Source organism: Paraburkholderia phenoliruptrix (assembly GCF_019511605.1).
Taxonomy (GTDB): domain Bacteria; phylum Pseudomonadota; class Gammaproteobacteria; order Burkholderiales; family Burkholderiaceae; genus Paraburkholderia; species Paraburkholderia phenoliruptrix_A.
In genome coordinates this window covers 96,263-110,116 of record NZ_JAEUAV010000015.1, presented here as the reverse complement: position 1 = coordinate 110,116, position 13,854 = coordinate 96,263, and the positions used below count along the sequence as shown (strand labels likewise).

The 13,854-nt window shown below is 63.5% G+C and carries 9 protein-coding genes; 6 read left to right on the top strand and 3 right to left on the bottom strand.

From position 1 onward, the window contains the following. Nucleotides 1-40: 40 nt before the first annotated feature. Genes JNB89_RS19390 through JNB89_RS19380 form a run of 3 tightly spaced genes read left to right on the top strand, consistent with a single transcriptional unit; the run spans nucleotide 41 to nucleotide 2,938 of the window. Nucleotides 41-589, top strand: a complete 549-nt coding sequence (locus JNB89_RS19390) for a shikimate kinase (protein WP_013340712.1) — start codon at nucleotides 41-43, stop codon at nucleotides 587-589. 11 nt (nucleotides 590-600) lie between these two features. Continuing rightward, nucleotides 601-1,677 carry a 3-dehydroquinate synthase gene (aroB, locus tag JNB89_RS19385; RefSeq protein ID WP_041729151.1) on the top strand — a complete coding sequence of 359 codons (1,077 nt, stop codon included), beginning with the start codon at nucleotides 601-603 and terminating at the stop codon, nucleotides 1,675-1,677. 55 nt (nucleotides 1,678-1,732) lie between these two features. Next, nucleotides 1,733-2,938, top strand: coding sequence for a deoxyguanosinetriphosphate triphosphohydrolase (locus JNB89_RS19380; protein WP_220363315.1), 1,206 nt, complete (start codon nucleotides 1,733-1,735; stop codon nucleotides 2,936-2,938). Nucleotides 2,939-3,220: 282 nt separating this feature from the next. Here the strand turns inward: JNB89_RS19380 and JNB89_RS19375 are convergent, their stop codons facing one another. Together JNB89_RS19375 and JNB89_RS19370 are read right to left on the bottom strand one after the other, a co-directional pair. Then, on the bottom strand, nucleotides 3,221-3,601 hold the full coding sequence (locus tag JNB89_RS19375) for a DUF883 family protein (RefSeq protein WP_025601828.1): 381 nt from the start codon (nucleotides 3,599-3,601) through the stop codon (nucleotides 3,221-3,223). 351 nt (nucleotides 3,602-3,952) lie between these two features. Then, on the bottom strand, nucleotides 3,953-4,678 hold the full coding sequence (locus JNB89_RS19370) for an OmpW/AlkL family protein (RefSeq protein ID WP_013340708.1): 726 nt from the start codon (nucleotides 4,676-4,678) through the stop codon (nucleotides 3,953-3,955). 187 nt (nucleotides 4,679-4,865) lie between these two features. On the opposite strand from JNB89_RS19370, the gene JNB89_RS19365 reads away from it, so the two are divergent. The 3 genes from JNB89_RS19365 to JNB89_RS19355 all read left to right on the top strand — a co-directional run bounded on the left by JNB89_RS19365 (nucleotide 4,866) and on the right by JNB89_RS19355 (nucleotide 12,145). Then, complete coding sequence (locus tag JNB89_RS19365; protein WP_013340707.1) at nucleotides 4,866-5,573, top strand: transposase; 708 nt, start codon at nucleotides 4,866-4,868, stop codon at nucleotides 5,571-5,573. Between the two features lie 292 nt (nucleotides 5,574-5,865). Continuing rightward, nucleotides 5,866-10,569, top strand: coding sequence for a glutamate synthase-related protein (locus JNB89_RS19360; protein WP_220363314.1), 4,704 nt, complete (start codon nucleotides 5,866-5,868; stop codon nucleotides 10,567-10,569). Between the two features lie 106 nt (nucleotides 10,570-10,675). Beyond that, nucleotides 10,676-12,145, top strand: a complete 1,470-nt coding sequence (locus JNB89_RS19355) for a glutamate synthase subunit beta (RefSeq protein ID WP_220363313.1) — start codon at nucleotides 10,676-10,678, stop codon at nucleotides 12,143-12,145. Between the two features lie 214 nt (nucleotides 12,146-12,359). On the opposite strand, the gene JNB89_RS19350 is transcribed toward JNB89_RS19355, so the two are convergent. Further along, nucleotides 12,360-13,697 carry a D-amino acid dehydrogenase gene (locus JNB89_RS19350; protein ID WP_220363312.1) on the bottom strand — a complete coding sequence of 446 codons (1,338 nt, stop codon included), beginning with the start codon at nucleotides 13,695-13,697 and terminating at the stop codon, nucleotides 12,360-12,362. Nucleotides 13,698-13,854 lie beyond the last annotated feature (157 nt).

Below are 13,854 nucleotides of genomic sequence, written 5' to 3'. Positions count from 1 at the left end.
GCTGCGGCACGAACCACACCGGATTAGCCAGAGGACACCGTTGCAAGCGCGGGACGCACACGCCAATGTATTTTTTGTAGGGCTCATGGGGGCAGGAAAAACCACCGTGGGCCGGGCCATTGCGCGCCGTCTCGACCGCCCGTTCTTCGATTCGGACCATGAAATCGAAGCGCGCACGGGCGCACGCATTCCGGTGATCTTCGAGTTGGAAGGCGAAGCGGGCTTTCGCGAGCGCGAGGCGAGCGTCATTTCCGAGCTGACCGGGCGCGACAATATCGTGCTCGCAACGGGCGGCGGCGCGGTGCTGCGGCCGGAAAACCGCGCGGCGCTGCAAAGCCGCGGTGTCGTGATCTACCTGCGCGCGAATCCGCACGATCTGTGGCTGCGCACCCGGCGCGACAAGAATCGTCCGCTTCTGCAAACCGAGGACCCCAAAGCGCGCCTCGAGGCGCTTTATGAAGTGCGCGACCCGCTCTACCGGGAGTGCGCGCATTTCGTCATAGAAACAGGCCGGCCTTCGGTCAACGGACTCGTCAACATGGTTCTGATGCAGCTCGAGATGGCCGGCGTCGCCAAACATCCTGCGTGATAATGGGTCGTATGATTACCGTCAACGTCGAACTGGGCGAACGCGCCTATCCCATCCATATCGGTGCCGACCTGATCGGCCAGACGGCTTTGTTCGCGCCGCACATCGCCGGCAATTCGGTCACGATCGTCACCAACACCACCGTCGAGCCGCTTTACGGCGACACGCTGCGCGCGGCGCTCGCGCCGCTCGGCAAGCAGGTGTCCACGGTCGTGCTGCCGGACGGCGAGGCGTACAAGAACCTCGAAACGCTGAATCTGATTTTCGACGCGCTGCTCGGCTCGCGCGCCGACCGCAAGACCACGCTGATCGCGCTGGGCGGCGGTGTGATCGGCGACATGACGGGGTTCGCGGCCGCCTGCTACATGCGCGGCGTGCCGTTCATCCAGGTGCCGACCACGCTGCTCTCGCAGGTGGATTCGTCGGTGGGCGGCAAGACCGGCATCAATCATCCGCTCGGCAAGAACATGATCGGCGCGTTCTACCAGCCGCAAGCCGTGATTGCCGACATTGGCGCGCTGCGCACGCTGCCCGCGCGCGAACGGGCGGCGGGCATTGCCGAAGTCATCAAGACCGGCGCGATTGCGGACGCCGGTTTTTTCCGCTGGATAGAAGAAAACGTCGAGGCGCTGAATCGCTGCGAGCCTGCGGCGCTTGCCGAGGCCGTCAAGCGCTCGTGCGAGATCAAGGCGTCGGTGGTCGCGCAGGACGAGCGCGAGGGCGGCCTGCGCGCCATTCTCAACTTCGGTCACACGTTCGGCCACGCCATTGAAGCCGGGCTCGGTTACGGCGAGTGGCTGCACGGCGAAGCGGTGGGCTGCGGGATGGTCATGGCGGCGGATCTCTCCGTGCGCTTGGGCTACCTGGACGAAGCGTCGCGCAAGCGGCTCGTCGACGTGATCGCCGCCGCGCATTTGCCGACTCGCGCGCCGGCACTCGGCGAATCGCGTTACGTCGAGCTCATGCAGGTCGACAAGAAAGCGGAAGCCGGCGCAATCAAATTCATTCTGCTGAAGCGTTTCGGTGAGACGCTCATCACCCAGGCGCCCGACGCCGAGGTGCACGCCACGCTGGCCGCCGCCGTCTGACAGGCGGCCCCACCAGCAGGCGCCGCGCGGCGCCGCCCATGTTTCGGAGAACCCGGTGACAGACAGGCGCAGCGACGATGTAAATCAGCACCCCACGGCAGGCGCGGCGGCGCTCGGCGTCCCGACGCAGGAAGCGCTCGAAGCGCACCTCGCGCCGTATGCCGCGCATTCGGCGCATTCGCGCGGTCGCCGCTATCCGGAAGCACCGCCGAGTGCACGCACCGAATTCCAGCGCGACCGCGACCGCATCGTTCACTCAACGGCGTTTCGTCGGCTCGAATATAAAACGCAGGTGTTCGTGAATCACGAGGGCGACCTCTTTCGCACGCGTCTCACGCATAGCCTCGAAGTCGCGCAGATTGCACGGTCCGTTGCGCGCAATCTGCGTGTCAACGAAGACCTCGTGGAGGCCATTTCGCTTGCTCACGACCTGGGCCATACGCCTTTTGGGCATGCCGGCCAGGACGCGCTGAATGAATGCATGCGCGAACACGGCGGCTTCGAGCACAATCTGCAAAGCCTCGCGGTGGTGGACGACCTCGAGGAACACTACGGCGCGTACAACGGCCTGAACCTGTGTTTCGAAACGCGCGAAGGCATTCTCAAGCACTGCTCGCGCGAGAATGCCCGGCGGCTAGGCGCGTTGGGAGAGCGGTTTCTGGAAGGACGGCAGCCGTCTATCGAAGCGCAGATCGCGAACGTGGCCGATGAAATCGCCTACAACAATCACGACGTGGACGACGGCCTGCGCTCCGGGCTGCTCACGGTCGAGCAACTGGCCGAAGTCGAGTTGTGGCAAACGCACTACGAAGCGGCGCGCCGCGATTTTCCGCACATAGAAGGCCGCAGGCTGATTCATGAGACGGTGCGGCGCATCATCAATACGCTGATCGTCGATTTGATCGGCACCACGCAGGCGAATCTCGTGCGTCATGCGCCCGATTCGCTCGACGCCGTGCGCGCCGCGCCGGCGCTCGTCGCCCATAGCGAGCCAATTGCGGCTCAGGCGGCGGCGTTGAAGCGCTTTCTGTTCAAGAACCTGTACCGCCACTACCGCGTGATGCGCATGGCAAACAAGGCGCGCCGGGTCGTCGTCGGTTTGTTCGACGCGTTCACCGACGACCCGCGGCTATTGCCGCCCAGCTACCAGTCGACCGATGCCGCGCTGCAACCGCGGCTGATCGCGCATTACATTGCTGGCATGACGGACCGGTACGCGCTCAAGGAGTATCAGCGGCTCTTCGTGATCGCCGACAACTGAGCAGAGTGAGCGGCATGGAGTGCCTCGCTCGCACGGCGCTCAGAGATGCACGCTCGCACGGGGGGCGACGCGGCACCGCGAGGCTGCGCGTCGAGCCCGACGCGCACCCAAGCCCAACCGACACCGCAAGCCCCGCCCCGCAGGCGCACCGCCTACGCCACGCGTCAAAGGCTGCCCGGCGTCGCTACAGTCGCGACGCGAGGCAGCCCGATCGAACTCGAGCCGCGGTCAGACTGCGGCTCGAGTTCAGCGTGTGTGCAAGGCTTACCGCAGTTGCAAACGTCACCGCATCCGCGAGGCAAACAGCGCACCCGCGATCAGCGCGACACCGCCTACGATCGCGAGCGTCTGCCACGGGTTCTCATGCACGTAATCGTCGGCATCGGAAAGCGCCACGTTGGCGCGTTCGCGCACCGCCTCGCGCGTGTCGTTCAAACGGGCGCGCGCGCTGTCCAGCTGCTTGCGCAGCTTGCCGCGCAGCGCCACGGCGTCCGCCTGCGTGCCGTCCGCCAGGGTGGATTCGAGTTCCGCCATCAGCGTGCGCAACTCGCCCGCTATGTCTTCGGCCGCATGGCGGCCGTGCCGGGCAATACGCCGCGCACGGCGGCTCGTGCTGGTCCAGGATTCGCCGAGGGCGTCTCGCGTGTTTGGAAGTGCTGTCATGGTCGCTCCGTCGATGAGGGTGAAAAGGCCCACGTTCACGGTTGCGTTAAACCACATCGCAACGCAGGAAACACCAGCAGAACGCAACTTCGGTGCCAAACCGTAAAGGCCCGGCGCACGGCGGTCTGCGCCGGTTTCGTCAGCACATATTTGCACGAAGCGCGCTGCGCGTGGGTCAAATTTACAAACGCAGTACGAGGCGGCGCGTCGCATCGGTAAAGCCGGCACGACGCCGTGTGGCGCACACCAAAGAAAAAACGCCGCCATTGGATGAATGACGGCGTTGTTCAAGCCACGGAAATTCGACTACCCTAATCGGACGGCATCATTCGATCGCGCACCGGTAAGGTGTTAGAAGCGGTAACCGATGTTGACGTAGGTGACGATCGGGTTCAGCTTGATCTTGGTTTGCGATTGCACGTTCAGCGTACCCACCGGCGTTCTCGCCTGCGTGTTGAGTTTGGCCGTCGTGCTGAGCGGCAGGTACGACACCGACACGCCCGCGAACCAGTGCTGGTTGAACGAGTAACTGAAGCCGGCATTAAACACAGGCTCCCACGAACTATCCGTAGTGACGCTGGTCGGACCATGCAGAACGTTAGCTTCGAATGTGCCGTTCGTGATCTTCTCGTCGGTGAACCAGATACGGCTCACGCCGATACCGAGATACGGGCGGAAGGCAGCAGTCGGAGCGTTGAAGTAATACTTGAACAGCAGAGTCGGGCTCCACTGTTTCGCCTGGCCAATCTTGCCGAATCGTTCGAGGCTGCCCGTGCCGTTCAGGTCGAACGAAGGCGGGTAGCCGACCACCAGTTCGGTGGCAATGTGATCGGTGACGAAGTAAGCCGCTGTGATGCCGATTGTGTCGGCGGAACTCAGTGTTGCTCCGGTGTTGGCTTCTACGATGTTGGTCGGGCTTCCGCCGATGCTTGTTACTCGCAGAGGCTGGCTGCTCGATTGAGGCGCAAGATGGAACCAGCCTGTTGAGATGGTAAAGCTACCGGCCGATTGTGCGTATGCTGCCGTTGTCATGCCGGCTAGCATCGCGGTCCCCACGACGGCCTGTTTTAATTTCATATGTGCTCCTCCAGAAAAGGCCCGCTCATTATGACCACAACGTTTGAAACTCACCATACGCGGCGATTAGAGCTTTCTCCCTAAGCTGCGCGCGCTTTCTGGCCTGGCCGCGCCGCGCCGAACCTCCGGCGCATGCGGTTCTTCGGACCTTCGGGTATGTACCAACGCGACTATCGGATACTTCAGCATGGCACGGCTTGCACGTCTTTATGTTCCTGACCAGCCGCAGCACGTCATCCTCCGCGGACTCGATCAGCAGCCTGCGTTCGTCGACGATCAGGACTATGAATTGTTCATCGACTGTTTGAAAGCGGCTTCGCGCGACCACCACTTGTCGATCCACGCTTATGCGCTCATGCCCGGCGCGGTGCAACTGCTCGTCACTCCCACGGAGGAGTCCAGCTTGCCCAAGGCAATGCAGGCAGTCGGGCGCCGCTACGTGGCGCACTTCAATCGCCGCTACGCGCGGCGCGGCACGCTGTGGGAAGGGCGCTATCGCGCGACCGTGATCGAGGGCGAGCGGTATTTTCTGCTGGCAAGCCGCGTCGTCGAAATGTGCCCGGTGCGCATGCAACTGGTGAGCGCGCCGGAAGACTACCGGTGGTCGAGCTACCGGCACCATATCGGTCTCACGCTCGACAGTCTCATCACCGACCATCCGCTTTACTGGTCGCTCGGCAACACCCCTTTCGAGCGGCAACGCGCGTACCGCGAACTGTGCGAGCAGCCGCTCGACGAACGCGAAGCAAGCCAGCTTCAGCAGGCCACGTTAAAGGGCTGGGTGCTCGGCAGCGACACCTATCGCGAATGGGCGGCGCGCGCGGCGAACCGGCGCGTATCTCCGCTGCCGCGAGGACGGCCGCGCAAGGTGCGCGAGACGCCGCAGGCGCAATAAGCGATATGAATCAGCAGTTTGTGTTTCAAACGGCATTTCGACATGCCGTTTTGTTTTGCCCTTTTATGATATGGCACCAATAAAAACGGGCTGCAATGCACTAAATTGATAATTGGGGATCGAACGCAACGTTTTATTTGCTATTCCATTGATTCGTCGCGTATATTCCGGATTCCGGCGTTTTGATATGCGCTGCTCGCGCATCGGAAAGCGCCTTCGCCGTGGCGGGTGTGCACGTGCGGCAACAAAAACGGTTTAACGGCCTGTCCGGCCCCTCACAGACGGTGTCCCCATGAACGATCACCAGCAACCGGCTCACCCGGTCCCCGCCGCGCAAGGGTTGTACGACCCGCAAAACGAACATGACGCCTGCGGCGTCGGCTTCGTTGCTCACATCAAGGGCAAGAAGAGCCACGAGATCATCGAGCAGGGCCTGAAGATTCTCGAGAACCTCGACCACCGGGGCGCCGTCGGCGCCGACCCGTTGATGGGCGACGGCGCCGGCATCCTGATCCAGATTCCGGACGGTTTCTATCGCGAGGAAATGGCCAAGCAGGGCGTGACCTTGCCGCCGTTCGGCGAATACGGCGTGGGCATGGTGTTCCTGCCGAAGGAACACGCGTCGCGGCTCGCCTGCGAACAGGAGCTCGAGCGCACGGTAAAGGCCGAAGGCCAGGTCGTGCTCGGCTGGCGCGACGTGCCGGTCGACCACACCATGCCGATCTCGCCCACCGTCAAGGCGAGCGAGCCGCTGATCCGGCAGATTTTCATTGGCCGCGGCAAGGACATCATGGTGACCGACGCGCTCGAGCGGAAGCTGTACGTGATCCGCAAGACCGCGAGCCACCGCATCCAGGCGCTCAAACTCAAGCACGGCAAGGAATACTTCGTGCCGTCCATGTCGGCGCGCACGGTGGTCTACAAGGGTCTGCTGCTGGCGGGTCAGGTCGGCGTGTACTACCGCGACCTGCAGGACGAGCGCACCGTCTCCGCGCTCGCGCTCGTGCACCAGCGCTTCTCGACCAACACGTTCCCTGCATGGGAACTGGCTCACCCGTACCGGATGATCGCCCACAACGGCGAAATCAACACCGTGAAGGGCAACGTGAACTGGCTGAACGCCCGTACCGGCGCGATCGCCTCGCACGTGCTCGGGGACGACCTGCCGAAGCTGTGGCCGCTCATTTATCCGGGCCAGTCCGACACCGCCTCGTTCGACAACTGCCTCGAACTGCTGGTGATGGCCGGCTACCCGCTCGTCCACGCAATGATGATGATGATCCCGGAAGCCTGGGAACAGCACACGCTGATGGACGACAACCGCCGCGCGTTCTACGAATACCACGCCGCGATGATGGAGCCGTGGGACGGCCCCGCTGCGATCGCCTTTACCGACGGCCGGCAGATCGGCGCGACGCTCGACCGTAACGGCCTGCGTCCGGCGCGCTACATCGTCACCGACGACGACCTCGTCATCATGGCCTCGGAAGCGGGCACGCTGCCCATTCCGGAGTCGAAGATCGTCAAGAAGTGGCGTCTGCAGCCGGGCAAGATGTTCCTGATCGACATGGAACACGGCCGCATCATCGACGACAAGGAACTGAAGGACAACCTCGCGAACGCCAAGCCGTACAAGAGCTGGATCGACGCGGTGCGCATCAAGCTCGACGAGATCGAGGCGAAGGCCGAAGACGTCGCGACCGAGCGCCGCGAAGCCGCGGCTCTGCTGGATCGCCAGCAGGCGTTCGGCTACACGCAGGAAGACCTCAAGTTCCTGATGGCGCCTATGGCGCAAGCAGGCGAAGAAGCCGTGGGCTCGATGGGCAACGACTCGCCGCTCGCGGTCATGTCCAACAAGAACAAGACGCTCTATCACTACTTCAAGCAGCTGTTCGCGCAGGTCACGAACCCGCCGATCGACCCGATCCGCGAAAACATGGTGATGTCGCTGGTGTCGTTCATCGGTCCGAAGCCGAACCTGCTCGACACCAACAACATCAACCCGCCGATGCGTCTCGAAGTGTCGCAGCCTGTGCTCGACTTCAAGGACATCGCGAAGATCCGCGCAATCGATCAGTACACGGGCGGCAAGTTCAGCTCGTACGAACTGAACATCTGCTATCCGGTCGCCTGGGGCAAGGAAGGCATCGAGGCGCGCCTCGCGTCGTTGTGCGCGGAAGCCGTCGACGCAGTGAAGTCCGGCTACAACATGCTGATCGTGTCGGACCGCAAGACCGATCGGGACAATGTCGCGATTCCGGCGCTGCTCGCTACCGCCGCCATTCACACGCACCTCGTGCAGCAGGGCTTGCGCACGAGCACGGGCCTCGTCGTCGAAACGGGTTCCGCGCGTGAAACGCACCACTTCGCGCTGCTCGCGGGCTACGGTGCGGAAGCCGTGCACCCGTACCTGGCAATGGAAACGCTCGGCCAGCTCGCAGCCGGTCTGAAGGGCGACCTGTCGCCGGAGAAGGCGGTCTACAACTTCACGAAGGCGGTCGGCAAGGGGCTGCAAAAGGTCATGTCGAAGATGGGCATTTCGACCTACATGTCATACACCGGCGCGCAGATTTTCGAAGCGGTGGGCCTCGCTGAAGACCTCGTGCAGAAGTACTTCAAGGGCACGTCGTCGAAGGTGGGCGGCATTGGGCTGTTCGACGTGGCGGAAGAAGCGATCCGTCTGCACCGCGACGCGTTCGGCGAGAGCCCGATTCTCTCGAACATGCTCGACGCGGGCGGCGAGTACGCCTACCGCGTGCGCGGCGAAGAACACATGTGGACGCCGGACGCGATCGCCAAGCTGCAACACTCGGCGCGCAGCAACTCGTATCAGACGTACAAGGAATACGCGCATCTGATCAACGACCAGACCAAACGCCACATGACGTTCCGCGGCCTGTTCGAGTTCAGGCTCGACCCGGCCAAAGCGATTCCGCTCGACGAAGTGGAACCGGCGAAGGAAATCGTCAAGCGCTTCGCGACCGGCGCAATGTCGCTCGGCTCGATCAGCACGGAAGCGCACGCCACGCTGGCTGTGGCGATGAACCGCATTGGCGGCAAGTCGAACACCGGCGAAGGCGGCGAGGACGAAAACCGCTATCGCAACGAACTGCGCGGCATTCCGATCAAGAACGGCGACACGATGAAGTCCGTGATCGGCGACGAAGTAATTGTCGACATTCCGTTGAAGGAAGGCGATTCGCTGCGCTCGAAGATCAAACAGGTTGCCTCCGGCCGCTTCGGCGTGACGGCGGAATACCTCGCCTCGGCCGACCAGATCCAGATCAAGATGGCGCAGGGCGCGAAGCCGGGCGAAGGCGGGCAGCTGCCGGGCCACAAGGTGTCGGACTACATCGGCAAGCTGCGTTACTCGGTGCCGGGCGTCGGTCTGATCTCGCCGCCGCCGCATCACGACATCTACTCGATCGAAGACCTGGCGCAACTGATTCACGACCTGAAGAACGCCAACCCGTCGGCTAGCGTGTCGGTCAAGCTCGTGTCGGAATCGGGCGTCGGCACGGTTGCCGCGGGTGTTGCCAAGGCCAAGGCCGATCACGTGGTGATCGCGGGTCACGACGGCGGCACCGGCGCGTCGCCGCTGTCGTCGATCAAGCATGCCGGCACGCCGTGGGAACTGGGTCTCGCCGAAACACAGCAGACGCTCGTGCTCAACCGGTTGCGCGGCCGTATCCGCGTGCAGGCGGACGGTCAGATGAAGACCGGCCGCGACGTGGTGATCGGCGCGCTGCTCGGCGCAGACGAGTTCGGCTTCGCGACGGCGCCGCTCGTCGTGGAAGGCTGCATCATGATGCGCAAGTGCCACCTGAACACGTGCCCGGTCGGCGTCGCGACGCAAGACCCGGTGCTGCGCGCCAAGTTCAAGGGGCAGCCGGAACACGTCGTCAACTTCTTCTTCTTTGTCGCGGAAGAAGCGCGCGAAATCATGGCGCAACTGGGCATCCGCAAGTTCGACGACCTGATCGGTCACGCCGAATTGCTCGACATGAAAAAGGGCATCGAGCACTGGAAAGCGAAGGGCCTCGACTTCTCGCGCGTGTTCTATCAGCCGCCAGTGCCGGCCGAAGTGGCGCGCAAGCACGTTGAAGAACAGGACCACGGTCTGGACCGCGCGCTCGACCACACGTTGATCGAGAAGGCGAAGGCGGCTATCGAGAAGGGCGAGCACGTCTCGTTCATCCAGCCGGTGCGCAACGTCAATCGCACGGTCGGCGCAATGCTGTCCGGCACGATTGCGAAGAAGTACGGCCACGACGGTCTGCCCGACGACACGATCCACATCCAGTTGAAGGGCACGGCGGGCCAGAGCTTCGGCGCGTTCCTCGCGAAGGGCATCACGCTTGATCTGGTCGGCGACGGCAACGACTACGTCGGAAAGGGCCTCTCGGGCGGGCGCATCATCATTCGTCCCACGAACGATTTCCGCGGCAAGTCGGAAGAGAACATCATCTGCGGCAACACGGTAATGTACGGCGCGATCGAAGGCGAGTCGTTCTTCCGCGGCGTGGCGGGCGAGCGTTTCTGCGTGCGTAACTCGGGCGCGACGGCGGTGGTTGAAGGCACAGGCGATCATGGCTGCGAATACATGACCGGCGGCACGGTGGTCGTGCTCGGCGAAACCGGCCGCAATTTCGCGGCAGGCATGTCGGGTGGCGTCGCGTACGTGTACGACCCGGACAACACGTTCGCGGGCAAGTGCAACAAGTCGATGGTCGCACTGGAGCCCGTGCTGCAACAGGCCGAACAGGAGCGCACCGTCGACCGTGGCCTGTGGCATGCCGGTACCACCGACGAAGCACTGCTCAAGGGTCTCGTCGAACGTCACTTCCAGTTCACGGGTTCGCCGCGTGCAAAAGCGCTGCTCGAAAACTGGGACGCGTCGCGCCGTCAATTCGTGAAGGTGTTCCCGACCGAATACAAGCGCGCGCTGGGCGAAATGGCCGCGAAGAAGGCGAACAAGGAAGTTCTCGCCGCCTGAGCCGTCAGCACGACGCCGCCACCCTTAGCCGTACCCGCCGCCGCTCGGCAATCCGATGCGCGGCGGGTCCAGATCACCCCTAGATACAGATAGAGAAGAGAACCACATGGGCAAGGCAACCGGTTTTCTCGAGTTCGAGCGCCGCCACGAGGCGTACGAAGCTCCGCTCACGCGTGTGAAGCACTACAAGGAATTCGTCGCGGCCCTCACCGACGACGAAGCGAAGATTCAAGGCGCGCGTTGCATGGACTGCGGCATTCCGTTCTGCAACAACGGCTGCCCGGTGAACAACATCATCCCGGACTTCAACGACCTGGTGTTCCATCAGGACTGGAAGAACGCGATTGAAGTGCTGCATTCCACCAACAACTTCCCCGAGTTCACGGGCCGCATCTGCCCGGCGCCGTGCGAAGCGGCGTGCACGCTCGGCATCAATGACGACCCGGTCGGCATCAAGTCGATCGAGCACGCGATCATCGACAAAGCCTGGGCCGAAGGCTGGGTTGCGCCGCAACCGCCGAAGCACAAGACCGGCAAGAAGGTTGCCGTGGTTGGATCGGGCCCGGCCGGCCTCGCAGTCGCGCAGCAACTCGCGCGCGCGGGCCACGAAGTGACGGTGTTCGAAAAGAACGACCGCATTGGCGGCCTGCTGCGTTACGGTATTCCGGACTTCAAGCTGGAGAAGTGGCTGATCGACCGCCGCATGCGCCAGATGGAAGCGGAAGGCGTGACGTTCCGCGCCAACGTGTTCGTCGGCAAAGCCGATTCGCTGCCGCCGTTTATCGGCAACACCGCGAAAGAAACGGTCACGCCGGAGCAGTTGAAGGAAGACTTCGACGCAGTGGTGATTGCGGGCGGTGCGGAAACGCCGCGCGATCTGCCCGTGCCTGGCCGCGAACTGGAAGGCGTCCATTACGCGATGGAATTCCTGCCGCAGCAGAACAAGGTGAATGCCGGCGACAAGGTCCCGCACCAGTTGCTCGCGAAGGGCAAGCACGTGGTGGTGATCGGCGGCGGCGATACCGGCTCGGACTGCGTGGGCACGTCCAACCGTCATGGCGCGAAGAGCGTTACGCAGTTCGAACTGCTGCCGCAGCCGCCCGAAGAAGAGAACAAGCCGCTCGTGTGGCCTTACTGGCCCATCAAGCTGCGCACGTCGTCGTCGCATGAAGAAGGCTGCTCGCGCGATTGGGCGGTTGCCACCAAGCGCCTCGAAGGCAAGAACGGCAAGGTCGAGAAGCTGATCGCGGCGCGCGTCGAATGGAAAGACGGCAAGATGCAGGAAGTGCCGGGCTCGGAATTCGAAATGAAGGCCGACCTCGTGCTGCTCGCCATGGGCTTCACGCAGCCGGTGTCGCCGGTGCTGGAGGCATTCGGTGTCGACAAGGACGCCCGCGGCAACGTGCGTGCGTCCACGGAAGGCGACAAGGCGTACTACACGTCGGTGGACAAGGTGTTCACGGCCGGGGACATGCGCCGCGGCCAGTCGCTCGTCGTGTGGGCGATCCGCGAAGGCCGCCAGTGCGCGCGCTCGGTCGACGCGTTCCTGATGGGCCATTCGGAGTTGCCGCGCTAACGTCGTCGGCTGCGGGCCAGAGCTTGCAGGAAGAGGTGGAGACGACACGGTGCCGGTCCGGAGCGATATCGGGCGGCACCGTTAAAGTGGTAAGAAGCAGCGGTAACAAGCAGCGGTAGAAGCAGCGGTAAGAAGCAGCGGTAAAAAGCAGAGCCGGGCGCCTCAACGAGGTGACCCGGTTTTTTTCGCGGGTCGGCATGGGACAGCGGTGCTGTCACTTGCCGTAACGCGCGAGGGTGAGCCCTTCCAGATCTATCTCGGGCTCGCGCTGTGCAATCAGATCGGCGACTACGCGCGCCGAGCCCATCGACATCGCCCAGCCGGTGGAGCCGTGGCCGACATTGAGCCACAAGTTGCCGATGCCCGACGGTCCGAGCAAGGGCGCGCCGTCCGGCGTCATCGGCCGGCGGCCGACCCAGAAGTGCGCGGAGGTGGGCGTCGCGGCGTGCGGGAACCAGTCCGCCAGCACTTTCATCAGCGTCTGTAAGGCCTGCTCGCGCAGCGTCGCTTCGCGGTTGCCGAGTTCCGCCGTGCCCGCTACCCGCAGGTTGTCGCCGAAGCGCGTAATGGCCGTCTTCAGCGATTCGTCCATGAGCACGGCGCGCGGCGCTTTTTCATCGTCGATGATGGGCAGCGTTGCAGAATAGCCTTTGACCGGATAGAGCGGCACCTTCACGCCGAGCGGCGCGAGCAGCGCCGCGCTGTCGACGCCCAGCGCGACCACCACGGCGTCCACCGGCTCGATCTGCGTGCCGCGCTCGCTTTGCATACCCACGCCACGCACCGTACCGCCTGCCACTTCGAGCGACGTCACGCGCGTGTCGAAACGAAAGCGTACGCCGTGGCGCTCGCAGATTGCACGCAGTTCGCGCGTGAAGCGGGCGCAGTCGCCGGCTTCGTCGTCGGGAAAATGGATGCCCGACACGGGCGTCGCACGCGCCCAACGCAGGCCCGGCTCGATGTCCACGCATTGTTTGGCGCTCACTTCCCGATACGCGACGCCCGCGTCGCGCAGCACCGCGAGCGCCGGTTGCGCGAGCTCCACGTCGCGCTCGCTGCGAAAGAGTTGCAGATAGCCCTGGCTGCGGCCGTAGTCGAACGGATGGCGGCTGCGGAATTCGCGCAGGCACTCGCTGCTGTAGTAGGCGATTCGCTGCATACGCTGCTTGTTGACGCGAAAGCGTTCGAGCTTGCATTCGCGCAGCCATTGCGCGATCCAGCGCCATTGAGCGGGGTCCAACGTCGGGCGAAAAATGAGCGGTGAAGCGGGCTGAAACACATGTTTGAGCATCTTCGCCGGCATGCCGGGCGCGGCCCACGGCGTCACATAGCCGGGCGCGATCACGCCCGCGTTGCCGAAGCTCGTGCCGAGCGCCACGTCCGGCTCCCGTTCGATCAGCGTGACCTTGCAGCCGTGCTGGACCAGATAAAAAGCGGTGGCTACACCGATCACGCCGCCTCCGAGAACAATCGTTTTCATGTGCTTATCTGGCAAATCAGCGGCAACGTGGGTCGCGGTCTCAGGTCGCAATGCGATGCAGGAGGCTGCCATGCCGAACACATTGCCTGCCTTTCTTGTAGAAGCGTGGACAGTACCGGTGTGCCGGCGGCGCGTGGGACCGTTTTCCATTCTACGGGGACTAGGCGTCGTGCGGCCACATCCGGTCAAGATTGGCAGCAAACGGTAAGCCGCCGATAGGAGAGATAAG

Coding starts and splice junctions, on each gene's coding strand:
- aroB (WP_041729151.1), top strand. CDS start 601: ATGATTACCGTCAACGTCGAACTGGGCGAACGCGCCTATCCCATCCAT.
- JNB89_RS19375 (WP_025601828.1), bottom strand. CDS start 3,601: ATGACAGCACTTCCAAACACGCGAGACGCCCTCGGCGAATCCTGGACC.
- JNB89_RS19370 (WP_013340708.1), bottom strand. CDS start 4,678: ATGAAATTAAAACAGGCCGTCGTGGGGACCGCGATGCTAGCCGGCATG.
- JNB89_RS19365 (WP_013340707.1), top strand. CDS start 4,866: ATGGCACGGCTTGCACGTCTTTATGTTCCTGACCAGCCGCAGCACGTC.
- JNB89_RS19360 (WP_220363314.1), top strand. CDS start 5,866: ATGAACGATCACCAGCAACCGGCTCACCCGGTCCCCGCCGCGCAAGGG.
- JNB89_RS19355 (WP_220363313.1), top strand. CDS start 10,676: ATGGGCAAGGCAACCGGTTTTCTCGAGTTCGAGCGCCGCCACGAGGCG.
- JNB89_RS19350 (WP_220363312.1), bottom strand. CDS start 13,697: ATGGCAGCCTCCTGCATCGCATTGCGACCTGAGACCGCGACCCACGTT.